Source organism: Citrobacter sp. Cpo103 (assembly GCF_030332605.1).
Lineage (GTDB): Bacteria > Pseudomonadota > Gammaproteobacteria > Enterobacterales > Enterobacteriaceae > Citrobacter > Citrobacter portucalensis.
On the sequence record NZ_JAOWHO010000016.1, the window covers coordinates 19,492 to 44,335 of the forward strand.

Here is a 24,844-nt window from a genome sequence, read left to right on the forward strand (position 1 = left end):
CGTTGCCATCACGGTAATAACATTAAAATCATTTCATGCCAGTTTTCTTTTTACGAAAAGGTTTTTTAACGCGATTTACGTTAAGTCAGTTTAAACGACTTGTCACGTTATACGCTTGTATTAATTGTTTCAATTTTATGACGCAGGATGAATGATTTACATAGAAATTTTTATTTTAACTACTTCCACAGAATTGATGATTAGTAGAGAATGCAACGTTTCTTATTAAAACGGTCTAAAACAGATTTTTATATCCCCCGATTTTATTGCGGGGATTTTTGTATGGATTATACATAGCACCATGGGACCTCTATGAAAAGTAACATGCCCGTTACACAAATTGAGCACGCACTTAACGATAAAGCGACGCTGCTTTCTACGACGGATAAAGAAAGTCATATTACCTACGCTAACTCCGCGTTTATTGATGCCAGCGGATTTAACGAACAGCAATTAATGGGCGAACCGCATAATATTATTCGCCATCCCGATATGCCTCCCGCGGCGTTCGCCGATATGTGGTACACGCTACAGCAGGGAGACAGCTGGACGGGGATGGTGAAAAATCGCCGGCAGAATGGCGACCATTACTGGGTTCGCGCCAACGTTACGCCGGTCTGGCACAATGAAAAACTCACCGGCTACATCTCGGTGCGTACCGTTCCTTCGCGCGATGAAATAACTCAAAGCGAAAGCTTATATCATAAAATTAATAATCAGCAGTTTAAAGGATTTCGACTTTTTAAAGGCATTGTCATTCGTCGCGGAATATTGTCATGGGCATCAATGTTTAAATGGCTGAGCATTAGCCAGCGCGTCAATTATTCTTTAGGGGTAATCGCCCTGCTCGCTGTTCTATTTCTCTTCGCTCCTGTTAATCCATTTATTCAGGCGGGAGGGTTGCTGTTCTTATTTCTGATGCTTGCTATTTACCTTAAGTATCAAATTTGTCAGCCAGTTAATACGCTACTGACGCAAATGAAGAAAGTGGTCTCCGGGAGAAAACCTGATAACTGTCATTTAAATCGGGTGGATGAGATCGGAATGCTGATGCGTCTGGTTAATCAGTCCGGGCTTAATCTGAATTCCCTGGTCGATGATGTCAGTACGCAAATATCCGGTATTCGCGCCATCAGTCAGCGGGTATCAAAAGAAGGTACGGCGCTGCACAAGCGTTCAGAAGAAACCTCTGCCGACCTGCAACAAACCGCTGCCGCCATTGAAGAAATTGGTAGCGCCGTACAGCAAACTGCTGAGACTGCGGCTCATACTATGACCATGGCCGATAAAACCAGCGCCAATGCGGCAGAAGGCGGCGATATTATGAAACAAACTATTGCCATGATGCAGGCGATATCGCGTGACAACGGGCAGATAGTCGACATCATCGGCGTTATCGACAGTATTGCTTTCCAGACTAATATTCTGGCGCTCAATGCCGCGGTTGAGGCCGCGCGAGCCGGGGAGTCCGGGCGTGGATTTGCCGTTGTGGCGGCAGAGGTCCGTAATCTGGCGCAACACTCGGCGTCTGCAGCAAAAGAGATCAAACAACTGATTGAGAAGAACGTCGCCAACGTCAATAGCGGCGTCAAAATGGTGGAGCAAACGGAAACGCATCTCACTGGGATGATTGGCGATGTCCTGCAGATGTCGATGATGATCAAAGATATTAGTCTGGCGACGCGTGAGCAAACCCAGGCGCTGGATCTGATTAACGATTCGATTTCACGCGTTGGCACCATGACACACAATAACGCCGAGATGGTGGAGCGTGTCACCGATGCTACCGCCGATCTGACTCAACGTTCATCGCGCTTACAGCAGGCCGTTCAGGTCTTTGGCGTATCAGCATAACCTTACGGCGCTTATCGGTTGAATGTCTCGATAAGCGCACACCTTTCCACGTATTTACACCCTTCTCTTTTATTGGCTGAATCGAGGCCACGCCGCGCCAGTGCTGGCTGTACAAAATGCTGAATTCTTGTTATCGGGGCTTTGCGGAACCGAACAATTGAATGTAGGATGCTCGGCCGGCAGTTTTCCCCCATAACACAATGAAGGGTAAGGCTGTTTTCGCCGCAGCTGGTGCGGCAAAAAGGATTTTGTATTTTTGTCAGGTCAACAGGAAAAGTAATGAACACAAACAACACGCAAGCCGCGGAACAACATGCGGCGAAACGACGCTGGTTGAATGCCCACGAAGAGGGGTATCACAAAGCGATGGGTAATCGACAGGTACAAATGATCGCCATTGGCGGCGCAATTGGTACCGGGTTGTTTTTAGGGGCTGGCGCACGCTTGCAGATGGCGGGTCCCGCTTTAGCGCTGGTTTATCTGGTGTGCGGTATTTTTTCGTTCTTTATACTGCGCGCGCTTGGTGAACTGGTTTTACATCGCCCTTCCAGCGGCAGCTTTGTCTCCTACGCTCGTGAATTTTTAGGTGAGAAAGCCGCCTATGTGGCTGGCTGGATGTACTTCATCAACTGGGCGATGACCGGCATTGTCGATATCACTGCGGTGGCGTTGTATATGCATTACTGGGGCGCATTTGGGGATGTACCGCAGTGGGTGTTCGCCCTCGGCGCGCTGGCTATTGTCGGCACCATGAACATGATCGGCGTGAAGTGGTTCGCGGAGATGGAGTTTTGGTTTGCACTGGTCAAAGTGCTGGCGATTGTGATTTTCCTGGTGGTGGGTACCGTCTTTTTAGGCACTGGAAAGCCGCTGGATGGTAACGCCACCGGTTTTCACCTGATCACCGACAACGGTGGATTCTTCCCACATGGCCTGCTGCCGGCGCTGGTACTGGTTCAGGGGGTGGTTTTCGCATTTGCCTCTATTGAACTGGTGGGCACTGCCGCTGGTGAGTGCAAAGATCCGCAAACCATGGTGCCAAAAGCGATCAATAGCGTTATCTGGCGTATTGGTCTGTTCTATGTCGGTTCTGTGGTGCTGCTGGTTCTGTTACTGCCATGGAATGCCTATCAGGCGGGGCAAAGCCCGTTTGTTACCTTCTTCTCCAAACTGGGCGTGCCGTATATCGGCAGTATCATGAATATTGTGGTGCTCACCGCGGCGCTTTCCAGCCTTAACTCTGGGCTGTACTGCACCGGGCGTATTTTACGTTCCATGTCGATGGGCGGATCGGCGCCTAAATTCATGGCTAAAATGAGCCGTCAACAGGTACCCTGGGCTGGGATCCTCGCCACGTTGGTCGTCTATGTCGTCGGGGTATTCCTGAACTATCTGGTGCCGTCGCAGGTGTTTGAGATCGTGTTGAACTTCGCGTCGTTGGGCATTATTGCGTCGTGGGGCTTTATCATGGTCTGTCAGATGCGTCTGCGCCGGGCCATAAAAGAAGGTAAAACGGCAGACGTCAGCTTTAAACTGCCGGGCGCTCCGTTTACCTCGTGGCTAACCCTACTGTTCCTGCTGAGCGTGCTGGTGCTGATGGCATTTGACTATCCAAACGGCACCTACACCATCGCGTCGTTACCGTTGATTGCCATCCTGCTGGTTGCAGGCTGGTTCGGTGTGCGTAAACGCGTCGCGGAAATCCACCGCACCGCGCCGTAATGGCTGAAGGCCTGACAGGTTAACCCTTCAGGCCTTCTTTTTTAGTTCGCTTCAATCAACTGCGCTACATCATTGCTGTTAATTTCCCGCGCATTTCCATCCTGATCGGTATAGCTGGTCATTCCCGTATCTTTATCCAGTTTTGGCTTACCCTGGGTGGTAATGGTTTGTCCGCTTTTGGTCGTCATGACGTAATCGGTAGTACATCCTGCCAGGGTAAACAGCATTACGCCTGCACAAAGACAGATAAATGGCTTTTTCATGGTATTCCCGTGTTATTCAGTTAGCCGTTGAGGGCGTAGTGTAAGTCCCTGAAGTGGGTCGGGCTACTGGCGGGGTGTAACGAGGCGTATCGTGGGGTTTAGAGAAATGACAGGAGGGGTTTCCCCCTCCGGATTTTTTACAGCGCAATACGAATAACATCGTCCGGCTGGGTAGCTTCCTGCTCGCGGGTAGATTTCTGTTTCACGCTGACGTACAGGGTTTTACCGTCGGCGGAGAGCGCCAGGCTATTCGGGAACGTTGGGGTCTCGAATGTTTTGACGACTTTATAGCTTTTCGCGTCGATCACACTCACTTTACCGGCCTGGCGATGAGTCACGTAGGCTTCATTACGCGTTGGGTTGAACAGCACAGCAAGAGATTCCGGCGCGGCGACTTTTGCCAGTACGTTGCCATTACGGGTGTCGATGACCAGCACTTCCGCCGCTTTAGAGTCGGTGACAAATGCGCGGTTGCCAGCGGTGTCCAGGCTCAGGTTGATAAAGAAATGCTCTTTCCCATCATCCAGCAGTTTTTTGCGGCTAAGAATTTTGTTGGTGGCGGTGTCGATGGTAATGAATTCGCCGTCCGCATTGGCGGTGTACAGGCGTTTAGCCTTGCTGTCGACCGCCAGAGCGGTGCTCATTTTGCCGGTATTTTGGATGGTGTCCTTCAGCTTGATCGTCTCACCGTCCACCACCCAAATCACACTCTCTTTACCAATACCGCTAATGTATACCGTGTTGGTAGCATCATCGGCGACCAGCTCACGCGGCTGCAGCGGGCGAACGTCTTCAGAGCGCTTACGCGCATCCAGCACCAGACGTCCTTTCACCGCACCCGTTTTGGCATCCATCGCCGTAACCGCGCTGTTTACCGTGTTGCCGAACCACAGCGTTTGCGTGGCGTTGTTGATGGTGGCACCAAACGGTTTGAGATCGTTATGAATCACCTGGGTCACTTCGAGGGTGACCGGATCAAGACGATAAACCACCCCGCCGGTATCCAGTTTGCGGCTCTGTGAGGTCGCCAGCCACAGCGCGTTCTCTTGCTGGCTGTACGCCATTTCATAGGCGCCTTTGCCGACGGCTTTGCGCAGCAGTTCTTCTGCGGCCTGCGTAGTAAAAGATGATGCAACGAGCAGTGAACCTAACAGTAAAGAACCACGCAGACGCGGTGAAAACAGATGACGTAAAGACATGACGACTCCCTTTGATAAATTCGTTTGTTACTGCTTCACATAGCTTCAATGAGCAAAATCATGGTTTTGCCTTTTTAAGAATGAGAATAGTAATCATTATTTATCTCAATGTGGAGTGTTTATTCGCTTTCATGTAGTAACCTTCTTATTTCCTCCATGAATACCAGTTAACGACATTGGCATTTTACCAGGCCTACATTTTGTACGAAGCAGGCCTGGTTACAGGCATTCACCGTCTTCCACCTTTACGCATCAATCCTCAGCAAGACGAATAACTACCTTGCCGAAGTTTTTGCCGGTCAGCAGACCGATAAAGGTTTGTGGCGCATTTTCCAGACCTTCGGTCACCTGCTCGCGGTAGTGGATTTTGCCCTCTTTAACCCAGCGCCCCATCTCCCGCTGAAACTCATGAATACGGTGTCCATAATCCTGACCAATGATAAAACCCTGCATGCGGATACGCTTTTTCAGCAGCGTTGCCATTAACAGCGGTAATCTGTCAGGTCCGGCCGGAAGCGACGTGGCGTTATAACCGCTGACCAGGCCACAAAGCGGGATGCGCGCTGAGGTATTGAGCAATGGCAGAACGGCATCAAATACTTTTCCACCGACGTTTTCGTAATAAATATCAATACCCTGCGGGCAGGCTTTTGCCAGTTGTTGTGCAAAATCTTGTGTGTGGTGATCGAGACAGACATCAAAGCCCAATACCTCGGTGGCATGTCGGCATTTCTCTGCTCCACCCGCCACACCGATCACCCGACAACCTTTAAGCTTACCGATCTGCCCGACCGTTGCGCCAACCGGCCCGGTTGCGGCGGCTACCACCAGCGTTTCTCCCGCTTTCGGCTGACCGATATCCAGCAGGCCCATATAAGCGGTAAACCCCGGCATACCCATAACACCCAGCGCCCAGGAGGGATGTTCGGGATGATCGCCAAGCTTCACCAGCCCGTTACCGTCGGAGATGTCATAGTCCTGCCAACCGCTGTAGCTCAATACCCATTCGCCTGGCTGGTAGTCCGGATGGTGGGATGACACCACGCGACTTACGGTCCCCCCCACCATAACACCACCAATCTCTACTGGTGGTGAGTAAGATGGCTCATCGCTCATACGGCCACGCATGTAGGGATCGAGGGAAAGATAAACGGTGCGCAGCAAAATCTGGCCTTCACCTGGCGTTGCCACCTCATCTTCTTCAAGACGGAAGTTCTCCGGGACTGGCGCGCCATGCGGGCGTGAAGCCAGTACCCAGCGACGGTTACGATTAGTCTGTTGACCCATGATGTGCTCCTCTGCTTTTGGCATGAATCCATCAATAGTAGCAGTCTGTGCCTGCTATTTAGCTGACGGCGTGGTTTAACCGCACAACCAGGTAAACGCAGGGTTGCGCGGTTTCATTGATAAACCGACAGTCATTCGGCGGGCCAAGTTCCAGGCAATCACCTGCCTGCATTTCATGGCGTACGTCCCCTTCGACAAAGACTAATTCCCCCTGCTGTAACCAGATAAGTTGTCTGGCCTGCACATAGGAAGAGGCTGGCATCGGGATATCACTTCCGGCGGGTAATTCGATCTGTACCAGATCGATAGGCAGATCGCTGCGCGGTGAAACATGGCGGCGCAGATAGTGACTTTGCGGGTCGTGCCAGACGGGCTGATCGACGAAGCGCAGCAGCTTGCCCTCCTGCATTTCAGCCCGCGCAATCAGGGTAGACATGCTGATGCCAAACGCACCGGAAAGCCTACCCAGCAGCGTAGCCGTTGGACTACTCTCGCCGCGTTCTATTTTATGGATCATCGCCCGCGACACACCCGCGCGCTCGGCAAGTTCCGTGAGTGACCAACCGCGAGATTCCCGCTCGATGCGAATTCTTGCACTGATCCGTTGATTTATGCTGTCTTCAATAGTATTCATATTGTAATACTATAGTGAACAACCCCTGAGGTTCAACATGTCAATTCGATTTGCCAGCAAGGAAGACTGCGCCGCCATTGCAGAAATCTACAACCATGCGGTACTGCATACGGCGGCTATCTGGAACGATCAAACGGTCGATGCCGAAAACCGTATTTCCTGGTATGAAGCCCGCCAATTGATGGGGTATCCGGTGCTGGTGAGTGAAGAGAATGGCGTGGTTACGGGATACGCCTCCTTTGGCGACTGGCGTAACTTTGATGGCTTCCGTCATACCGTTGAACATTCGGTGTATGTTCATCCTGAACATCAGGGAAAAGGGCTAGGACGGGCACTGCTCAGCAGACTGATAGACGAAGCCCGCGCATGCGGCAAGCATGTGATGGTGGCAGGTATTGAATCTCAGAATCAGGCATCACTGCATCTGCACGGCTTGCTGGGTTTTAAAACCACCGCGCAAATGCCGCAGGTTGGCACCAAATTTGGGCGTTGGTTGGATCTGACCTTCATGCAGTTACAGTTAGACGATCGCCGCGAACCGGATGCCCTTAGATGAACCAGACGCTGACCCTCTCCTTTCTGATTGCCGCGGGTATTGGTCTGGTGGTGCAAAATACCTTGATGGTACGCATCACGCAGACGTCTTCGACGATCCTTATCGCCATGTTACTTAACTCGCTGGTCGGGATCGTGCTGTTTGTCAGCATATTGTGGTTTAAGCAAGGTTTAGCAGGGTTTGGTGAATTGGTTTCCAGCGTACGCTGGTGGACGCTCATCCCCGGCTTGTTGGGATCGTTCTTTGTTTTCGCCAGTATTAGTGGATACCAAAATGTAGGCGCCGCCACGACGATTGCGGTACTGGTTGCCAGCCAGCTTATCGGGGGACTGCTACTGGATATTCTACGTAGTCACGGCGTGCCGCTGCGGGCGCTGGTGGGGCCGGTCTGCGGCGCGGTGCTGTTGGTCATCGGGGCGTGGCTGGTGGCGAGACGTTCGTTTTAATTGCCTGATGGAGCTTCGCTTATCCGACCTACAGAACGTGCCTGTAGGTCGGATAAGGGAAATATCAGAGGATTGTGCCACCTTTGGTCAACTGTTCGCGACGGGCTTCCATATCCTCTTTATGTTGACGACCATGATGTGCGATCGCCGTACGCAAACGCTGTTGCTGGGTATAGCGGTCTTCCCGGCTCAACGCGACATCATCGCTGAGCTCAATCAGCAATTCATTCATATGCGTAATGACGCTCTCTTCAATGGCGGCATCAACACGTGCGCTGACCTCATCCAGATGCGACATAACCTCTCCTTAACTCATTAATTTAATTTTGCTTTTGAAAAATCACTGCCCATCAGACTGACGCTGTATCCGCTGACGTTGCTGCGCGTAGCGTAGAACGTTTTACCGTTTGCCAGGGCTATCCACGGAGCCTGCTGGTAGAAAATCTCTTGCGATTGTTGGTAAAGCGCGGCGCGCTCTTCCGGTTTACTCACCAGCTTCGCCTTTTGAACCAGCGAATTATACTCTTTATCGCACCAGCGCGCGGCGTTAGATCCGGTTTTTATGCTGTCGCAGCCCAGCAGCACATCGGCGAAGTTATCCGGATCGCCGTTGTCTGACATCCAGCCAAACAACGCGGTGTCATGCTCACCTTTACGCATTCCGGAGAGATATTCACCCCACTCGTACGACACAATTTTCGCCTTCACGCCCACCTTTACCCAGTCGCTCTGGATCATCTCAGCAATCCGTCGGGAGTTCGGGTTGTAAGGGCGCTGAACCGGCATTGACCACAGCGTCGCTTCAAAGCCGTTTTCCAGCCCCGCCTGCTTCAGCAGATCTTTCGCCTTTTGCGGGTCGTAAGTGTAATCCTGCAGATCTTTATTGAAGCCCATCATATTCGGTGGAATCGGCGATTTTGCCACCGTACCGGAACCTAAGAAGACGGCGTTAATAATGGCCTTTTTATCGGTCGCGTAGTTTAGCGCCTGACGGACCAGTACGTTATCAAACGGTTTTTTCTCGGTGTTAAACGCCAGATACCCGACGTTTAGCGCTTCAACCGAATGCAGCGTCAAATCTTTATTCTTTTTAATCTCGTCAAATTGTACGGGGGCTGGCGCCGGGATTATCTGGCATTCATTGGTTTGCAGTTTTGCCAGGCGCGTCTGGACGTTTGGCGTGATTGAGAAGATCAGGTGCTTTGTTGGAACGGCGCCATCCCAGTAGTTAGGGTTAGCGAGATAGCGGATTTGCGAGTCCTGCTTGTACTGCTGCAACACGTAAGGCCCGGTACCAATCGGCCAGTTATCGACGTTTTCAGGGGTGCCTTTTTTCAGCATCGCGTCGGCATATTCCGCAGAAAGGATGGAGGCAAAATCCATACCCCAGTCGGCAAGAAACGCGGCGTTAGGTTCATTGAGGACAAACTGAACGTGATAATCATCGACCTTCTTCACTTCTTTAATCAGTTTATCCAGACCGACATCGTTAAAGTATTCGTAGCTTCCCTGAGAAATCTTGTGATACGGATGATCGGCATCTTTCTGCCGTAATACCGAGAAAATCACGTCATCAGCGTTGAAGTCGCGGGTCGGTTTAAAGAATTTATTACTGTTGAATTTCACGCCCTGACGCAGGGTAAACGTGTAAGTCTTACCGTCCGGGGAAATCGTCCAGTCCGTTGCCAGAGACGGTATCGGGGTATTCTTTACCGGATCAAAGTTGATGAGTCGGTTGTAGAGCACTTGTGAACTGGCCACAAATGAAGGACCTGAACTGGCGATTTGCGGGTTAAATGACTCCGGAGATGCTTCAGAGCAATAGATGATGGTGTCAGTATTGGCCGCGAACGCAGCGCCTGACGGTAAGACGGCGCTGAGAGCCAGCGCGAGTATCGTTTTCCTTGCAATCATGGTTATAAGCCTTCTTATTTTATTATTAACAGGGATATCAGAGCATAGCTGACAAAAACTGACCAATAACAAATCACTATCAGGTTATTCTAATCCGGTGTATTTCGCTGAATAATTCATCACCCTAAGCGAATTAATTTCCCTTAAGTCTTTTTCAAAACGTCAAGATTTTTCCCGGCACTCTATGCCATGAAAATTAGCCCCTTTTTGCCTCTCTTTCGCCGTTTGCTCGTTTTTATAAAACGTAAAGTAGATACGTGAAGAAGTCTAAGGGGTAACAACGTGGCAAAAACTCTCTTGCGCAGCGGCAATTTGGATGACTATCAGGCCGTGGGCGGCGGTGGTCAGGCCGTGTTTGATTCAGCATTGCAAATTCGTGAAACGCTTCGTCTGCGTAAACAGCAGGCGATGGTGGATTGTCTGGCGATCCCACAAATTAACGACAGCGGCGATCGGGTTGACTGGTATTCCCCGATAGAAGGGAAAGCCGTGGCGTGGAAAGCCGCTGATGAAGAGGCACGTTTTCGTGCGCTGCGCTATCTGGGAAGCACGCTGGAAAATGCGGCGACCCTGAGCCGTAAAAGTCTGCAATCGGGGAAAACCTCGCTACAGCTGTTTGGCTCACTGCTCGAAAAAGCCATCCAGTTTCCCGGTGAAAACCACGTATTTCTGGTTGATGGCAAACCCGTTATTACGTTCTGGGGCTTCGTCAATTTGAATGAAAATCCCCGCGACGATGTCCTCGACTGCCTGCGCATTGCCGATGTTCCTCCTGTGGTTACCGTAGCAGAGCCGGAACAGGAAGCAGAAATCGCACCGGAAATTACCTTTGCCGAGGCCGATGTCCCCTTACTGACGCCGGTCGTTGATCTGCCAAAACCGACTGAACCTGAACCTCAACCCCCGGTCATTGTTAACGAACCTGAAGTTACTGCGCCCCCGGTACAGGAGAAGCCCATACGCCGCCTGCCGCTGTGGAGCCTGCCCGTTGCCGCAGTGATTATTGCAGCCATCGTTGGGCCGCTGCTGTGGAAGCAACAGACCGCCCAGCCCGGACCCGCAGTCGCCGCTGTTGAAGTCGCTAAGGTTGATATGGCACCGCTGCCAGCACTGACATCTGCACTGCCCCTGCATCGTGCTGAAGTGACTCCCGCTGTGAAGAAAGAGAAACCTGCCGAAGGACCGGTGGTGATTGCCGCAATTCCAAAAGATGCACTGGTGATGGATGCCAACCAGATGAAGGCAGGAACGACACGTTTTCTCAACGGTAACTGGCGTGTCATGGTGGATGTTAAAGATCCGGTGAGCGGCAAAGCGCCGTCCCTGCGCTATCAGATCCAGGCCAATAAAGGCACTGCACGCGTGGTTCATGGTGACAATATTGTTTGTCGTGCCGAGATTTTCTCCGGTTTGCACCAGTCGGGTGAATTAATGATTAAGAGTCGCGGCAATGCCCGTTGTACCGACGGGTCACGTTATCCGATGCCTGAAATTACCTGTAAAGCGGGAACCAACGACGTCGCCGCCTGTACCGCGCGTTATGACGATCACGCGGAAATCCCTCTGACGATCAAAAAGATAGGTGCCTGATTTTATGTTGGTGAATCTGTGTGATTACAAACAGAGCGTGACGCTCATCGCCAATAGCGGTGTACAATTTCTGGATTTCGGCCTCACGCCGCAGGAATCTGCGCACCATGGACGCTTTGTGCGCAAAACGGCAAACGGTCCGCTACTGCGACTGGACTTCGATCTGACGTCAGGACGCTATACCCTACCGGGCAGCACCGGCGCACAACCCGAAGTGGTGAAGCCGGAAAGTACCCAGACGTTACATTATTCGCTGGACGTGCTCGACGGCGTCTGGCTGCCGCTACCGTTTCTGCGCTTTAACCCGCCGCGTACGTTTGTTGAAGGCCCGGATAACTGGGCACGCGTGCAGGTGCGAAAGCTGGCGCAGCCGGACAGCGCGGGTAACACCCACCGTGTTACCGTAGCGCTGGACAGCCAGCTTACTGAAAATGCCCCAGCGGCGTTAACCCCCAACGAAAATGATCTGCTTAACGGTACACGGTTTGCGCTGGCCTGGCATGACAACGAAATTGCTGATTTCCTTGACCAGACCTGGATTGACGGCTGGTTGCGCGAATCTTTTATGCACCATGTCACCCAACATGAGAACCGCTCAGAACAAGAGATCCAGCAGGCGCTGCGTAACTTTGAATACCAGGCGCACTGGCTGAATGTGCTGACCCTGTTAGGTGAGCAGCTTTCTGTCCCGGAAGTGAAACTGGTAACGCACACCCTTAGCACACCCGCCATTCCCGTCGATCTTATTTTGGATATCGGTAATACCCATACCTGTGGTGTCCTGATTGAAGATCACGGGGATGCCAATGACGGGCTGCGTCAGACCGCTGAATTGCAGGTCCGTTCGTTAAGCGAGCCGCAGTTCCTCAACGATCCGCTATTCACCAGTCGGCTGGAGTTTTCCGAAGCGCGCTTTGGTAAACAGCACTTTTCCGTTGAGAGCGGACGTGATGACGCCTTTATCTGGCCGTCGATTGTGCGTGTGGGTGATGAAGCCCGTAAGCTGGCGATGCAGCGTATGGGCACCGAGGGCAACAGTGGGATCTCAAGCCCGCGCCGCTATCTGTGGGATGAAACGCCGGTGTTACATGACTGGCGCTTTAGCCAGATGAATGGCAAAACCCAGCGCGAACCGCTGGCTACCGCCTTCCCGCTGATGAACCTGATGAACGATGACGGGCAACCGCTGTTCAGCCTGCCGCAGGACGATCGTCTACCAGTGTTCTCACCACAATACAGCCGCAGCACGCTGATGACGCATATGTTGTGCGAAATACTGGCCCAGGCGCTGGGGCAAATTAACAGCGTAGCGACGCGTTTGCGCCTCGGATTCCCGGCATCTCCGCGTCAGTTACGGACGCTGATCCTGACCCTACCGTCGGCGATGCCCAAACAGGAGCGCGAGATTTTCCGCCTGCGCATGTTTGAAGCTATTGCCCTGGTCTGGAAAGCGATGGGCTGGCACCCACAGGATGAAGACTTCACCACCCGTAAGCAGCAGGAAAAGAGTGTGGTTCCCGTACCTGAAATTCAGATGGAATGGGATGAAGCCAGTTGCGGGCAACTGGTGTGGCTGTATAACGAGGCTATCTCACACTACGATGGCCACACCGAATCGTTCTTTAACGCTCTTGCCCGCCCGGACCGTTTGCCAGAGCCTGGTGAGACTAAAGGCCGTGCACTGCGCGTGGCATCGATCGACATTGGCGGCGGGACAACGGATATGGCCGTCGTTCATTACCAGCTTGATGACGGCGTTGGCGCGAATGTCAAAATTACCCCGCATCTGCTGTTCCGTGAAGGTTTTAAGGTGGCTGGCGATGACATGCTACTGGACGTGATTCAGCGCTGCGTGTTGCCTGCGCTGCAAACCCGCTTACAACAGGCTGGCGTGACCGACGCCGCCGCATTGCTGGCCACGCTGTTTGGCGATTCCGGGCGCATCGATACTCAGGCAATTCTGCGTCAACAAACGGCGTTACAGCTCTTTATGCCGCTCGGTCATGCGGTCCTCTCTGCCTGGGAACAAAGCGATATTAACGACCCGGTCGCCGGGCTACATGCCACCTTTGGGGAACTCCTGAGTCAACAACCCACGCGCAACGTGATGAACTACATCCAACAAGCTATCGACCATGCGTTACCAGCAGGGTCGCCTGCGTTTGATGTTCTGAGCGTGCCGTTACAGGTACAGTTCAGGCAGTTACAAGAAGCACTATTGGCGGGGCAATTTACCCTGACTTCCCCGCTGCACGCGGTTTGTGAGGCCATTTCACATTATCGCTGCGATATCTTATTAGTGACCGGCAGGCCCGCCTGTTTACCGGGTGTACAGGCGTTGATCCGCCATCTGCAACCTGTCCCGGTTAACCGTATGATCTGGATGGATAACTACCGCGTGCATGAGTGGTATCCGTTCAGCCAACAGGGGCGAATTGGTAACCCTAAATCCACCGCTGCTGTAGGCGCTATGCTGTGCAGCCTGGCGCTGGATTTGCGTTTGCCACGCTTTAACTTTAAAGCTGCCGATATCGGCGCTTACTCGACCGTACGCTTTCTCGGTGTGCTGGATAATACGGTCAATACCCTGCGTGATGAGAACATCTGGTATCACGATATTGATCTGGATAAACCTGGGGCGAAGCTGGATGCCCGGTTGCATTTCCCGTTACGTGGCAACGTGACGTTAGGATTCCGGCAACTGGCAAACAGCCGCTGGCCTGCCACGCCGCTGTATACGCTCAGCATAAACTCTGCCGAACTGGCAAAAACTATCGCCGGAGATGGCGTGTTGAATGTTCGGCTGCAGCTACGCGGCGGCAGCAAAGAAAGTGGCCCGGAATTCTTCATCCTGAGTGATGCCTGGTTACAGGATGGCACCCCCGTTGCCGCCAATGCCTTAACGTTAAAACTGAATACGCTGGCAGACCGTCGCCATAGCGGAAGCCATTACTGGATTGATAGCGGGAGCGTGTACCTGAAATGAGTAAGATGTTAAATACCGCGCAGGCCGCCATCGAGTGGGTGGTAGATACCCGTCAACGTGCAGCGCGTCTTGATGATGAAGCGGATGCCCTGCTGGCACAGCTTACGCTAGCCGCAGTGAGTGAATCTGCGCTGAAGACGACCTTTTCATCGCAAGGATGTATAGGGTTATATGGACACTCACAATCGGCAAAAGCACATCTGCTGGCGGCATTGTGCTGCAATGCCACTGGCAAAGTGAATATTGTTACCCCGGATCGCAGCTTTGATTATTTCTCGCATATTAATCCGGGCCATGCACCAACCAATATGGCGATCCGCTTTACGCGCGATGAAAATCCGCATGATAGCGAATGGCCGTTGCGTCTGCGGTTACTCAGTGAAGCCGAACTGGTACAGCTATTTATCGCCCAGTTCAGCGCGCTCCCGGACAACCGACAGGTCGAGAAATCGATTATTGAGGCGCGCCTGGAAAAATGGCAAACGCTGCGTCAGCGTCACCCGGTGCCGGGCATTACCGCACATGATGTTGCTGCAATCGGTCGTTTCTGGCGCTCCTGCGTACCGGCAAACCAGCAGCAAATTGACGATGCACTATGGTATCAGTTTGCCACGTTGCTGCCCGCACTGGACCTGACTACCCGGGCAAACGCCTGGGCGTTACTGTGGGGAGAACAACCAGAGCTGACGCAGCAGTGGTTGGCGCTGGCACACACGTTGCAACAAACCGGACACGCGCAAGAATTAGCGGCCCCGCTGAGCCTGCTGGTTGATCATTTTGGTTTACCTGCCGAAAGTTTCCTGACCCAGGTGGCATTGACCGGCAATAATGAGACGCAAAGCGATGTGGTGGTTCATCCGATTGAAAATCATCAGTTGCTCAATGCGGTCAGTCTTTCTTTGTCGTCACTGGCGCTGCTCACGCGCGAGCTGGTCCTGACGGTTGAAGACTCGGTGCTGGAGAATGTCGATCTGCTCGATATTCCCCTCGCACCGGATGCTCATCCTCATCCACTGTGGCAGGCAAAATTAGGCTGGATGCTGGAACATTATCGCCAGCACCTGCAACCGGATGTGCTCTTAATCTGCAACGCGGTCTCTACACGCGCCCAGACGCCCGCCATCACCCGCAAGCTGTTGGGCTGGGTCAACGATACCCAACCTGTTCATGATGCCGCATTACCGGGCGTGGTTTGGGCCATTACCCCGCAGGATGCGCGTTTTAGTACCCAGCAAAACCTTGATGAATCCGTGCAGCAATTGATGGGCAAGCCCGGGCTGCATTGGGGTACGTTGCAGGCGCTGGATAAACATAGCTTACAACGTCTTGTCGAATGGCTGACTCAGGCAACCTCACCGCAGCAGCGCCAGGCCAGGTTGACTTCTCTATGCGAGCAGCATCAACAGCGCATCCGCGAAACTCTGATAAGCTGGATTAATCCCGCTCAAGCTGAATCGGATAGCCACGAGTCGGTGATCCGCCAGTTACAGGCGCAAGCGGCAAAACATGGCGAACTGCTGGATGGTTTGCTCCCGCCGATGCGCATTTTTGAGTCGCTGCTGCGTATTCAGCAACCGCGCGAGGAGCAGGTAAGCGGTTTATTTAATGAAGAGATTGACCTGTTTGCCGAGGTGCGTGACACACTGCACTCGCCGGAAAGCCAGGATACCGGATATCAGGCACACAAAATGTGGATTAACCACATGCGCCAGTGGTGTCGCGATGAAAATAATGCCCGTCGTTTACGACTCGATCCCCGTACGTTAAGGCAGGTTGCCGACATTCTCGTCACCACCAGCTATCGCCTGGAGATGCCACAACGCTTACAGCGCATTATGCAGCGAGAAAACGTCTGTGCCGCGCAGCTACACGCCGATATTGGTGATTTTATTACCTGGCTTGGATTTGCCGACGTTGCTGAGGAACAGCGCCCTGCCAGCAGGATCCAAAAAGGATCGGCTATTTTTAGCGCGCCGAAGCAATCGCCGATGCTACGCCTGACGAAGCTGGATGAACAACCCTCGCATGGTGCAAGCCGTTACGTTTACGACTGGCTGGTTGCCTTGTACACCCGTGCGAATGAGAATGCGGGATATCAGCACCCACAGGATGTCACTGAAACCGACAAAAAACGATTAGATGCCCTGCTTTTCTCCTGAAACGGCGAATACGCCGTCATCAGAAAAGAGAAAACATCAGCGCAACGGGAAAACTCATCGGCCAGGTCGCCCCGACTAATACCGCGCTAAGAAAGCGAATCCGCTTTTTATCGCGGGAAAGAAACCAGGTGATGATTGCCGTGATGACGGCCATCACCGCATAAAAAACCAACATTTTTTGGTATAGGGACATTTAAGGCATCCTGGCCAGAAGGGAAAATCGCGCGCAATATGCTCTTTTTCATGACTCACATCAAGTTTTATTAATTAATTTAAGAAAAACGGCCGTAAAACAACCCATTTTCATTATGTTCAGAATTCGTACTATTGCGGATAGTTATAAGCCGTACTATACCCATAAGGGTTAAAACGAAAGGTGGCAAAAATGAATGTTTCCAGTAAAACTGTGGTGCTGATAAATATATTTGCTGCTGTAGGACTTTTCAGTCTGATATCCGCAAGGTTCGGCTGGTTTGCTTGATGTAACTCTTCTTGATTAATTGCAGCGTCCGCTGGCAGAGAGGATCTTCTCTCTGCCATCAGTAAACGATCTTCCCACTCTGCTATCACTGGGTAAATTATCCTTAATATGTAATACCCCTAATCCTTCTGCGGCATTATATTGCCCGAATAACGGCCAGGTGTTGTGCCGGTATGTTGATGGAAGAAAGCAATAAAAGCACTGTCGCTGACAAACTCCAGATATTGCGCGACCTGGCTGATATGGCATCCATCAGCCAACATTTCCATGGCTTTTAACAACCTAAATTGCTGCCGCCAGTCCTGATAATTCATCCCGGTATCCCTGATAAATATTCGACTGATCGTCCTCTCGCATGCCCCAACCTGTCGGGACAATTGATTCAGTCGTGGTGGCAATTCACCCATGCGTAATCCCTTGAGCCACACGTTAAGCCGCGGATCTGAGGGATATTGCAATGTCCAGTTTTCACTGCGGGCGGCACGCATTTCCTCACAAAAAACGGTAATAAGGCTGGACTGCTGAGCGGCAGGCATTTCCCATGGCCAGAATGCCATACGTTCTATCACTTCAAAAAAAAGCGGATTAACTTCGACTATCTGCAGCGGTAACTCAGATAACGGCAATGTGGTTGAAAAATACAAAGAGCGATAAGCCATCACACCACGCATTATGGCGCGATGTACCGTGCCTGCCGGGATCCAAACCGCACGACGTGGCGGTAGCAGACACAGGGCCTGCTCCAGTTCAATCGTAATACTTCCCGCAGCCGAAAAAAGTAGCTGATGACGAAGATGACTGTGCCGCCCGGAATCATGTACGCCCATATCGGCAGCAATACCGATTACCGGTTTATCAAAGCTATCCGCATCAAAAGCATCATCGGGGGCAATTTTCATTATCTGTCTGATATTTGATATTTAAAGTCCTGATAATGGTAATACGACATATTCCTTTCAGCAATAATGCCCGCCTGTTTTCTGTCTGTCTGGATATTGCTATGAACACACTTCGTCGCCCACCGCTGTGGCTTCTTACACTACTGATTATGTTTCCACAACTGGTGGAAACCATTTACAGCCCGGCATTGCCGGGTATCGCTATCTCTTTTCACGTAAGCAGTGAGCGCGCGGCTCAAACGCTCTCCGTTTATTTTGTTGCTTTCGCCGTCGGCGTAGCGATGTGGGGGTGGCTAAGCGACTGCATCGGACGACGTTGGGCGATGCTGGCAGGACTTATCTGCTATGGAACAGGTTGCGCAGCAGCTGTTGTTGCCACCGACTTCAGCGTTTTGCTGCTGGCGCGGATGATCTCCGCCATCGGTGCGGCTGCCGGGTCGGTCGTGGTACAGACCATGCTAAGGGACTGTTATGAATCAACTGCGCTATCCCGCATATTTTCTGTAATGGGTGCTGCGCTGGCATTGAGTCCAGTTTTTGGCCTGCTAAGCGGCGGTTGGCTGGTAAGCCTGTATGGCCATACCGGTGTCTTTGTTGCCCTTGTGCTGTTGGCGCTGCTACTGCTAATACTGACAGCGACCATGCTGCCAGAAACCCGGCCCGAACATACGCTCAGCCCGAAGCTTGCCGGATTGTTCTCCCGCATGATGCGGGACAATGAGTTGCGGAAAAACGCCTTGCTGGTTGCCCTACTTAACACCATGCTGTTTAGCTATTACAGCCTGGCGCCGTTTCTTTTCGGGCAATTAGGATGGAGCTCCAGAGCCTTTGGTTGGACGGGGTTACTACTTGCGTTTGCTTCTCTGTCAGGTAGCCTGCTGAACCGAAGACTGTTAACGACTGGTCTGACGCCGGAGCGACTGGTACGTTATGCCTGTGTGCTGGCAGCGTTGTCAGGTCTCGTCGCGTGGTGTTTACAGCACTCCGCGTGGATCCTGATCCCGGTGTTCGGCGTGGTGATTGCCTATGGTATCGCCATTCCCAATGTGCTGAGTCAGGCGCTGCGTCACTACCGTGAACAGGCCGGTGCCGCCGGTGCTTTGTTCGGATTAAGCTATTACCTGTTACTTGGGATGATGCTGGGTTTAGCAGGCGTGGTGCAGCAACTGGGGCTGGTTCTGAGCGTCTGTGCCCTACTCGCCTGGCTTTGCAGTCTGGGCCGTAGATAAACCCGATGGCGATCCTGAAAGCACAAAGCCCCGGCTATATGCTGGGGCTTTGTTGTATCAATTAGCCTGACCTCGCGGATATTTCCAACTTACCGCCGTCCGATGGCGACGAGGCCAGTGGCGCGAATAGTATAGACACACGTATGCCAATATTTAGCTATCCGTGCCCCATTCGCCGATCGCGCTTAAGATATTACTCATGCTTGATCATAACATGGCGAATAACCGTGTAATCCTCCAGCCCGTAAACCGACATATCCTTTCCATAGCCGGACTGTTTTTGCCCACCGTGCGGCATCTCGCTAACCAGCGTGAAATGGGTATTGACCCAAGTGCAACCATATTGCAGGCGAGCGCTAAAGCGATGCGCTCGCCCAACATCCCGGGTCCAGACGGAGGATGCCAGGCCGTATTTCGAATCGTTGGCCCATGCCAGCACCTGATCTTCATCATCAAATACGGTCACGCTGACCACCGGACCGAAAACTTCCCGCTGTACGATGGCATCGTCCTGCTTCGCCCCAGCAAGCAGCGTCGGGGCAAAATAGTAGCCTGAACCATCCACTTTTTTACCGCCGGTGATGACCTTAATATGGCTCAACGCTTTAGCCTCATCGACCGCTTTAGTCACGCGATCGAGATGTGCCTGCGAGCTCACCGGTCCCAGCTCGGTCGATTCATCATTCGGCGGACCGATTTTCAGGCTGGCAACGGCGGCGCCAAGTTTTTCGACCAGTGCATCATAAATGCCTTTCTGGGCATAAATTCGGCAAGCGGCGGTACAGTCTTGCCCGGCGTTGTAATAACCAAAGGTCCGCACGCCGCTCACCACTGCATCCAGATCGGCATCATCAAAAATGATCACCGGAGCTTTTCCGCCCAGTTCCATATGCGTACGCTTAATTGACGGCGCGGTGTGCTGAATAATGTGTTCGCCGGTTGCAATGGAGCCGGTCAGCGAAACCATGCGCACTTTTTCATGGCCGGTCAGCGGATCGCCCACCGTTTTACCGCGACCAAACAGCACGTTAATCACGCCAGCCGGATAAATGTCTTTGGCGAATTCGGCTAATTTAAGCGCCGTCAGCGGGGTAATTTCTGACGGTTTAATCACCACGCAGTTTCCCGCCGCCAACGCTGGAGCCAGCTTCCACGCCGCCATCATCAGCGGATAGTTCCACGGCGCAATAGAGGCCACCACGCCCAGTGGATCACGGCGAATCATCGAGGTATGCCCTTCCAGATATTCACCGGCCGCCTGTCCTTGCAGGGTACGCGCCGCACCGGCGAAGAAGCGGAAAACATCGACAATAGCGGGAATTTCATCGTTGAGAACACAGTGCAGCGGTTTACCGCAGTTAAGTGATTCCAGCTCAGCGAAGGTTTGCGCGTTATCAGCAATAGCATCCGCCAGTTTCAGCAGCAGTTCAGAGCGGACTTTCGGCGTGGTTTGCCCCCAGGTGGCAAACGCGGCGTCTGCTGCACTTACAGCGGCATCAACCTGCATGGCTGACGCCTCAGCAATCTCCAGAATGAGTTCACCAGTGGCAGGGTTATAGACTGGCTGCTTTTCACCTTCACCGTTGACCAGCTCGCCATTAATCAGTAATTGATGTTGCATAGCAATTTCCCATATCGTCGTTTATTTACCGTTTCCGGCGAGAGTGTCGCCTTCACGCGTTAGCCACCAGGCCCCTAAAATTGGCAGTGTTGTCACCAGCATTACCAGCAATGCCACAACGTTGGTGACCGGCACATCCCGTGGACGACCCAATTGATTGAGCAGCCACAGAGGAAGTGTTCTTTCATGTCCGGCGGTGAACGTTGTCACGATGATTTCATCAAACGACAAGGCAAACGCCAGCATCCCCCCCGCCAGAAGTGCCGATGCCAGATTTGGCAGCACGACATAACGAAAGGTTTGCCAGCCATTGGCGCCAAGATCCATAGACGCTTCGACCAGACTCCATGAGGTACGGCGAAAACGCGCCACAACGTTGTTAAACACCACCACCACGCAAAACGTCGCATGGCCCACCACGATCGTGAGAAAACCCGGTTCCAGGTTGATGGTTTTAAACGCCGTCAACAGCGCAAGGCCGGTAATAATGCCCGGCAGCGCGATCGGCAACAGTAGCAACAGCGATATTGCACTTTTGCCAAAAAAGTCCCTACGCCACAGCGCGGCCGCGGCCAGCGTCCCCAGAACAAGGGCAATAGCTGTCGACAACGCAGCGATCTTAAGTGACAACGTCACAGACTCCAGGATATCGCTACGCTGCGCAGCAACGCTAAACCACTTCAGCGTTAATCCCTGGGGTGGAAAACTAAAAGCAGCCTCCTCAGTATTAAAAGCATAGGTGGCGATGATGAGGATGGGAAAGTGCAGGAAAATAACCCCGCCCCATGCCGCCAGTTTGAGTAGCCAGGGTGCGCGTTCAGAGTGCATCGAAAGCTCCCAGACGCTTCACGAACGCCAGATACAGTGCGATTAACACAATCGGCACCAGAGTAAATGCCGCCGCCATCGGCATATTGCCGATCGCCCCTTGTTGTGAATACACCATGTTGCCGATGAAATAGCCCGGCGGTCCCACCAGTTGCGGCACAATAAAGTCGCCCAACGTCAGAGAGAAGGTAAAGATCGAACCCGCTGCAATGCCCGGTATCGCCAATGGAAGCACCACATAGCGGAAGGTTTGACGCGGACGCGCGCCCAAATCAGCAGAAGCCTGTAACAGCGACGGTGGAAGTCTCTCCAGCGCGGCCTGTACCGGCAGGATCATAAACGGCAGCCAGATATAGACGAACACCAGGAAACGCCCTAACCCTGAAGTCGACAGCGTATTGCCGCCTACCGCAGGTAATGTCAGGAACGAAAGCAGCAACGGCTCCAGCCCAAGGTGGGTTAAAAACCACTGCGCCACGCCGTCTTTAGCCAACAGCAGCGTCCACGCATAGGCTTTAACGATGTAGCTGGCCCACATTGGCAACATTACGGCAATGTAAAAAAAAGCCTTCATTTTGCCGCTGGTATAGCGAGCCATATACCACGCCATCGGAAACGCCAGAATCGCGCTGGCGATGGTGACCGCTACCGCCATCGTCAGAGTGCGCAAAATGATGTCGTAGTTAGCGGGATTAAACAGCGCCTGCAAATTCGCCAGCGTCAGGTCTGGAGTGACCGACATGGTGAAATCGTCGAAGGTATAAAAACCTTGCCACAACAGTGTCAGTAATGAGCCGAAGTAGACGATGCCAAACCACATCAGCGGTCCGAGGAGCAGCAAAAACAGCCCCAGCGCCGGATTACGCCAGAAGTAACCTGAGATCCGGTTCAGGTTGGTCGACTGTGGAGGCGAATGTAAGACGTTCATAGCCATTCACCTCTCCTCAACCAGCGGTACCATCACGTCGCGTGACCAGGATGCCATCACCTGCTGACCTGGCGACAACGTTGAGGGCAGCATTTCGCCCGTCAGGTTCGCCTGGCTAACCAGCAACTTTTCACCACCGGCCAGTTTTAGCTCAAACCGCGTCGCCGCCCCCTGATACTGCACCGCCTGGATAACACCCCTGGCCTGAACTTCTCCTCCGGTATCATTCAAGCGAATGTGTTCCGGACGCAGGGAGAACATCCCCTGTAGCCCGCAAACGTTCGCTGACATCGTGGCATCAAAGACATTGGACGTTCCGACGAAACTTGCCACAAACGGTGTCCGCGGACGCATGTACAGTTCGCGCGGAGAATCCACCTGTTCGATGCGACCGTTATTAAACACCGCCACACGATCGGACATCGACAGGGCTTCCCCCTGATCGTGAGTGACGAAAATGAAGGTGATACCAAGGGATTGCTGTAATTTCTTCAGCTCCAGCTGCATCTGCTCACGCAGTTTGAGATCCAATGCCCCGAGCGGTTCATCCAACAGCAGGACGCGCGGCTCATTGACCAGCGCCCGGGCAATCGCCACGCGCTGCCGCTGACCACCGGAAAGTTGCGACGGTTTGCGTTCATAAACAAAACCGAGCGCAACTTTATCCAACGCCTCTCGCGCTTTGGCGTGGCGCTGTTTTTTATCGATGCCTTTGACCATCAGCCCGTAAGCGACGTTGTCGAGAATCGACATGTGCGGGAATAACGCGTAATCCTGAAATACCGTATTTACATCCCGCTCCCAGGGCGGCAATTCGCTGGCCTGTTTACCAAAAATAGTGATTGCGCCGCCTGACAGTTGTTCAAACCCAGCAATCAGGCGCAGACAGGTGGTCTTGCCGGAGCCGGATGGCCCCAGCATAGAGAAAAACTCACCGTCGTTAATCGCAATACTTACCCCATCAACTGCTCGAACATCCCCATACAAACGCGAGACGTTATGAAACTCCACTGCGTACGTCATAAAACCCCCAGCGGAATTAACGACCGCCCATAATGGCGATGTAATCCTGCGTCCAGCGACTGTAAGGAACGAATTTTCCACCTTCGGCAATCGGCGTTTTCCAGAAGGCAATTTTGTCGAAATAACTATAGCCGTTGGTTTCACAGCCTTTTTCACCCAGTAACGGGCTGGCTTTACAACCTTCAGGCACTACTGGCAGAGAACCAAACCAGGCCGCTACGTCGCCCTGTACTTTCGGGGTTAATGACCAGTTCATCCATTTGTAAGCACAAACCGGGTGTTTCGCTTCACTGTGCAGCATGGTGGTATCAGCCCATCCGGTAACCCCTTCTTTTGGGAAGACCGTGGCAATTGGCTGACCTTCGCCTTTCAAGGCGTTAGCCTGATAAGGCCAGGCGCTTGACGCTACCACGCCTTCGTTTTTGAAATCGCTCATTTGCACGGTGGTATCGTGCCAATAGCGATGGATCAGCGCGTGCTGATCGCTCAGGACTTTGATCACCGCCTGATACTGTTTTTCAGTGAGCTGATAGGGATCGGTAATACCCAACTGCGGCTGAGTGGCTTTAACGAATAACGCGGCATCGGCAATATAGATCGGGCCATCGTAGGCCTGAACGCGCCCTTTATTGCTTTTCCCATCCTCAAGTTTTTGCTCAACAAACACCACGCTCCAGCTATCCGGCGGCGTTGGGAAAATTTTGGTGTTATACATCAGCAGGTTTGGTCCCCACTGGTACGGTGTGCCATAAACTTTTCCGCCAACGTTAAACCATTCGCCTTTTACCACGCGTGGATCGATGGTTTTCCAGTTAGGGATCAGCGCGGTATTAATTGGCTGAACGCGTTTTCCCATAATCAGGCGCAGTGAGGCATCACCAGAAGCGGTAACCAGGTCGTAGCCGCCTTTTGCCATCAGGCTGACCATTTCATCAGATGTGGCTGCCGTTTTGACATTAACCGCGCAGCCGGTATCTTTCTCAAACTGTGAGACCCAGTCATATTGTTTATCGGTTTGCCCACGTTCGATATAACCCGGCCAGGCAATAATATCCAGGCGGCCTTCCGGTTTATCTAATGATGTGGGGGGTTCGGCTGCCTGCGCAGTCATCAGCGTCATACTGAGTGCGCACAGGCTACTGAGGGCAAACTGCTTGCTCATAACGTCTTACTCCTGTCTAAAAAATATTGAGCGGCAGCCTTGCCGTAAATATATGTCCTTTTC

General features: G+C 52.6%; 22 protein-coding genes. 9 read left to right on the forward strand and 13 right to left on the reverse strand.

Features of this window, described 5'->3' with window-relative positions:
* Positions 1-312 precede the first annotated feature (312 nt).
* Together OGX89_RS00170 and ansP are read left to right on the forward strand one after the other, a co-directional pair.
* Positions 313-1,854, forward strand: coding sequence for a methyl-accepting chemotaxis protein (locus OGX89_RS00170; RefSeq protein WP_126957217.1), 1,542 nt, complete (start codon positions 313-315; stop codon positions 1,852-1,854).
* A 279-nt stretch (positions 1,855-2,133) separates the two neighbouring features.
* Positions 2,134-3,576 (forward strand): L-asparagine permease, encoded by a 1,443-nt coding sequence (gene ansP / locus OGX89_RS00175; RefSeq protein WP_003833088.1) that lies wholly within the window; start codon positions 2,134-2,136, stop codon positions 3,574-3,576.
* A gap of 41 nt (positions 3,577-3,617) precedes the next feature.
* Here the strand turns inward: ansP and OGX89_RS00180 are convergent, their stop codons facing one another.
* From OGX89_RS00180 to OGX89_RS00195, 4 genes are all read right to left on the reverse strand, one after another.
* Positions 3,618-3,839 (reverse strand): YgdI/YgdR family lipoprotein, encoded by a 222-nt coding sequence (locus OGX89_RS00180; protein WP_003020157.1) that lies wholly within the window; start codon positions 3,837-3,839, stop codon positions 3,618-3,620.
* Between the two features lie 137 nt (positions 3,840-3,976).
* Complete coding sequence (yncE, locus tag OGX89_RS00185; protein WP_003833093.1) at positions 3,977-5,038, reverse strand: 7-bladed beta-propeller protein YncE; 1,062 nt, start codon at positions 5,036-5,038, stop codon at positions 3,977-3,979.
* Positions 5,039-5,290: 252 nt separating this feature from the next.
* Positions 5,291-6,325, reverse strand: coding sequence for an NADPH-dependent curcumin/dihydrocurcumin reductase (gene curA, locus OGX89_RS00190; protein WP_003833095.1), 1,035 nt, complete (start codon positions 6,323-6,325; stop codon positions 5,291-5,293).
* 58 nt (positions 6,326-6,383) lie between these two features.
* Positions 6,384-6,959, reverse strand: coding sequence for a helix-turn-helix domain-containing protein (locus OGX89_RS00195; RefSeq protein ID WP_126957571.1), 576 nt, complete (start codon positions 6,957-6,959; stop codon positions 6,384-6,386).
* Positions 6,960-6,996: 37 nt separating this feature from the next.
* On the opposite strand from OGX89_RS00195, the gene OGX89_RS00200 reads away from it, so the two are divergent.
* Positions 6,997-7,515, forward strand: coding sequence for a GNAT family N-acetyltransferase (locus tag OGX89_RS00200; RefSeq protein WP_126957573.1), 519 nt, complete (start codon positions 6,997-6,999; stop codon positions 7,513-7,515).
* Positions 7,512-7,961 (forward strand): DMT family transporter, encoded by a 450-nt coding sequence (locus tag OGX89_RS00205; RefSeq protein WP_126957575.1) that lies wholly within the window; start codon positions 7,512-7,514, stop codon positions 7,959-7,961. Before OGX89_RS00200 ends, OGX89_RS00205 begins: the two co-directional genes overlap by 4 nt.
* A 64-nt stretch (positions 7,962-8,025) precedes the next feature.
* On the opposite strand, the gene OGX89_RS00210 is transcribed toward OGX89_RS00205, so the two are convergent.
* Together OGX89_RS00210 and OGX89_RS00215 are read right to left on the reverse strand one after the other, a co-directional pair.
* A complete protein-coding gene (locus tag OGX89_RS00210) occupies positions 8,026-8,259 on the reverse strand; it encodes a YdcY family protein (RefSeq protein WP_003020183.1) in 234 nt (77 codons plus the stop codon).
* Between the two features lie 17 nt (positions 8,260-8,276).
* Positions 8,277-9,875 carry an ABC transporter substrate-binding protein gene (locus OGX89_RS00215; RefSeq protein ID WP_126957577.1) on the reverse strand — a complete coding sequence of 533 codons (1,599 nt, stop codon included), beginning with the start codon at positions 9,873-9,875 and terminating at the stop codon, positions 8,277-8,279.
* Between the two features lie 282 nt (positions 9,876-10,157).
* On the opposite strand from OGX89_RS00215, the gene OGX89_RS00220 reads away from it, so the two are divergent.
* The 3 genes from OGX89_RS00220 to OGX89_RS00230 are packed head-to-tail and all read left to right on the forward strand — an operon-like array spanning position 10,158 to position 16,610.
* Positions 10,158-11,465 (forward strand): SrfA family protein, encoded by a 1,308-nt coding sequence (locus tag OGX89_RS00220; RefSeq protein ID WP_279893128.1) that lies wholly within the window; start codon positions 10,158-10,160, stop codon positions 11,463-11,465.
* A 4-nt stretch (positions 11,466-11,469) separates the two neighbouring features.
* Complete coding sequence (locus OGX89_RS00225; RefSeq protein WP_126957581.1) at positions 11,470-14,451, forward strand: virulence factor SrfB; 2,982 nt, start codon at positions 11,470-11,472, stop codon at positions 14,449-14,451.
* The gene (locus tag OGX89_RS00230) at positions 14,448-16,610 is read left to right on the forward strand and encodes a virulence factor SrfC family protein (protein ID WP_279893124.1); all 2,163 of its coding nucleotides are present in this window, start codon (positions 14,448-14,450) and stop codon (positions 16,608-16,610) included. The genes OGX89_RS00225 and OGX89_RS00230 overlap by 4 nt, the downstream gene beginning before the upstream one ends.
* A 19-nt stretch (positions 16,611-16,629) precedes the next feature.
* Here OGX89_RS00230 and OGX89_RS00235 read toward each other — a convergent pair whose 3' ends face one another.
* A complete protein-coding gene (locus tag OGX89_RS00235; protein ID WP_003020198.1) occupies positions 16,630-16,803 on the reverse strand; it encodes a GhoT/OrtT family toxin in 174 nt (57 codons plus the stop codon).
* Between the two features lie 192 nt (positions 16,804-16,995).
* Here OGX89_RS00235 and yncL point away from each other — a divergent pair, with 192 nt between their 5' ends.
* Entirely contained in the window at positions 16,996-17,091 is a 96-nt protein-coding gene (yncL, locus tag OGX89_RS00240; protein WP_071524268.1) for a stress response membrane protein YncL, read from the forward strand.
* A 119-nt stretch (positions 17,092-17,210) separates the two neighbouring features.
* Here yncL and OGX89_RS00245 read toward each other — a convergent pair whose 3' ends face one another.
* Complete coding sequence (locus OGX89_RS00245) at positions 17,211-17,990, reverse strand: AraC family transcriptional regulator (RefSeq protein ID WP_003833119.1); 780 nt, start codon at positions 17,988-17,990, stop codon at positions 17,211-17,213.
* 101 nt (positions 17,991-18,091) lie between these two features.
* Here OGX89_RS00245 and OGX89_RS00250 point away from each other — a divergent pair, with 101 nt between their 5' ends.
* Positions 18,092-19,219 carry a multidrug effflux MFS transporter gene (locus tag OGX89_RS00250; RefSeq protein WP_126957585.1) on the forward strand — a complete coding sequence of 376 codons (1,128 nt, stop codon included), beginning with the start codon at positions 18,092-18,094 and terminating at the stop codon, positions 19,217-19,219.
* A 193-nt stretch (positions 19,220-19,412) separates the two neighbouring features.
* Here OGX89_RS00250 and patD read toward each other — a convergent pair whose 3' ends face one another.
* Genes patD through ydcS form a run of 5 tightly spaced genes read right to left on the reverse strand, consistent with a single transcriptional unit; the run spans position 19,413 to position 24,781 of the window.
* Positions 19,413-20,840, reverse strand: a complete 1,428-nt coding sequence (gene patD, locus OGX89_RS00255) for an aminobutyraldehyde dehydrogenase (protein ID WP_126957587.1) — start codon at positions 20,838-20,840, stop codon at positions 19,413-19,415.
* A 21-nt stretch (positions 20,841-20,861) separates the two neighbouring features.
* On the reverse strand, positions 20,862-21,668 hold the full coding sequence (locus OGX89_RS00260; protein ID WP_003020204.1) for an ABC transporter permease: 807 nt from the start codon (positions 21,666-21,668) through the stop codon (positions 20,862-20,864).
* A complete protein-coding gene (locus tag OGX89_RS00265) occupies positions 21,658-22,602 on the reverse strand; it encodes an ABC transporter permease (RefSeq protein ID WP_126957589.1) in 945 nt (314 codons plus the stop codon). Before OGX89_RS00265 ends, OGX89_RS00260 begins: the two co-directional genes overlap by 11 nt.
* On the reverse strand, positions 22,603-23,619 hold the full coding sequence (locus OGX89_RS00270) for an ABC transporter ATP-binding protein (RefSeq protein WP_063940776.1): 1,017 nt from the start codon (positions 23,617-23,619) through the stop codon (positions 22,603-22,605).
* 16 nt (positions 23,620-23,635) lie between these two features.
* Entirely contained in the window at positions 23,636-24,781 is a 1,146-nt protein-coding gene (gene ydcS / locus OGX89_RS00275; protein WP_008784842.1) for a putative ABC transporter substrate-binding protein YdcS, read from the reverse strand.
* Between the last annotated feature and the right edge of the window lie 63 nt (positions 24,782-24,844).

Excerpts from the sequence above, each read along its gene's own strand:
- OGX89_RS00225 (WP_126957581.1), top strand. The coding sequence starts at position 11,470 with ATGTTGGTGAATCTGTGTGATTACAAACAGAGCGTGACGCTCATCGCC.
- OGX89_RS00180 (WP_003020157.1), bottom strand. The coding sequence starts at position 3,839 with ATGAAAAAGCCATTTATCTGTCTTTGTGCAGGCGTAATGCTGTTTACC.
- OGX89_RS00265 (WP_126957589.1), bottom strand. The coding sequence starts at position 22,602 with ATGGCTATGAACGTCTTACATTCGCCTCCACAGTCGACCAACCTGAAC.
- OGX89_RS00260 (WP_003020204.1), bottom strand. The coding sequence starts at position 21,668 with ATGCACTCTGAACGCGCACCCTGGCTACTCAAACTGGCGGCATGGGGC.
- OGX89_RS00200 (WP_126957573.1), top strand. The coding sequence starts at position 6,997 with ATGTCAATTCGATTTGCCAGCAAGGAAGACTGCGCCGCCATTGCAGAA.
- yncL (WP_071524268.1), top strand. The coding sequence starts at position 16,996 with ATGAATGTTTCCAGTAAAACTGTGGTGCTGATAAATATATTTGCTGCT.
- OGX89_RS00215 (WP_126957577.1), bottom strand. The coding sequence starts at position 9,875 with ATGATTGCAAGGAAAACGATACTCGCGCTGGCTCTCAGCGCCGTCTTA.
- OGX89_RS00235 (WP_003020198.1), bottom strand. The coding sequence starts at position 16,803 with ATGTCCCTATACCAAAAAATGTTGGTTTTTTATGCGGTGATGGCCGTC.
- OGX89_RS00250 (WP_126957585.1), top strand. The coding sequence starts at position 18,092 with ATGAACACACTTCGTCGCCCACCGCTGTGGCTTCTTACACTACTGATT.
- ydcS (WP_008784842.1), bottom strand. The coding sequence starts at position 24,781 with ATGAGCAAGCAGTTTGCCCTCAGTAGCCTGTGCGCACTCAGTATGACG.
- OGX89_RS00270 (WP_063940776.1), bottom strand. The coding sequence starts at position 23,619 with ATGACGTACGCAGTGGAGTTTCATAACGTCTCGCGTTTGTATGGGGAT.
- OGX89_RS00205 (WP_126957575.1), top strand. The coding sequence starts at position 7,512 with ATGAACCAGACGCTGACCCTCTCCTTTCTGATTGCCGCGGGTATTGGT.
- ansP (WP_003833088.1), top strand. The coding sequence starts at position 2,134 with ATGAACACAAACAACACGCAAGCCGCGGAACAACATGCGGCGAAACGA.
- OGX89_RS00170 (WP_126957217.1), top strand. The coding sequence starts at position 313 with ATGAAAAGTAACATGCCCGTTACACAAATTGAGCACGCACTTAACGAT.
- patD (WP_126957587.1), bottom strand. The coding sequence starts at position 20,840 with ATGCAACATCAATTACTGATTAATGGCGAGCTGGTCAACGGTGAAGGT.
- OGX89_RS00195 (WP_126957571.1), bottom strand. The coding sequence starts at position 6,959 with ATGAATACTATTGAAGACAGCATAAATCAACGGATCAGTGCAAGAATT.
- OGX89_RS00210 (WP_003020183.1), bottom strand. The coding sequence starts at position 8,259 with ATGTCGCATCTGGATGAGGTCAGCGCACGTGTTGATGCCGCCATTGAA.
- yncE (WP_003833093.1), bottom strand. The coding sequence starts at position 5,038 with ATGTCTTTACGTCATCTGTTTTCACCGCGTCTGCGTGGTTCTTTACTG.
- OGX89_RS00245 (WP_003833119.1), bottom strand. The coding sequence starts at position 17,990 with ATGAAAATTGCCCCCGATGATGCTTTTGATGCGGATAGCTTTGATAAA.
- curA (WP_003833095.1), bottom strand. The coding sequence starts at position 6,325 with ATGGGTCAACAGACTAATCGTAACCGTCGCTGGGTACTGGCTTCACGC.
- OGX89_RS00230 (WP_279893124.1), top strand. The coding sequence starts at position 14,448 with ATGAGTAAGATGTTAAATACCGCGCAGGCCGCCATCGAGTGGGTGGTA.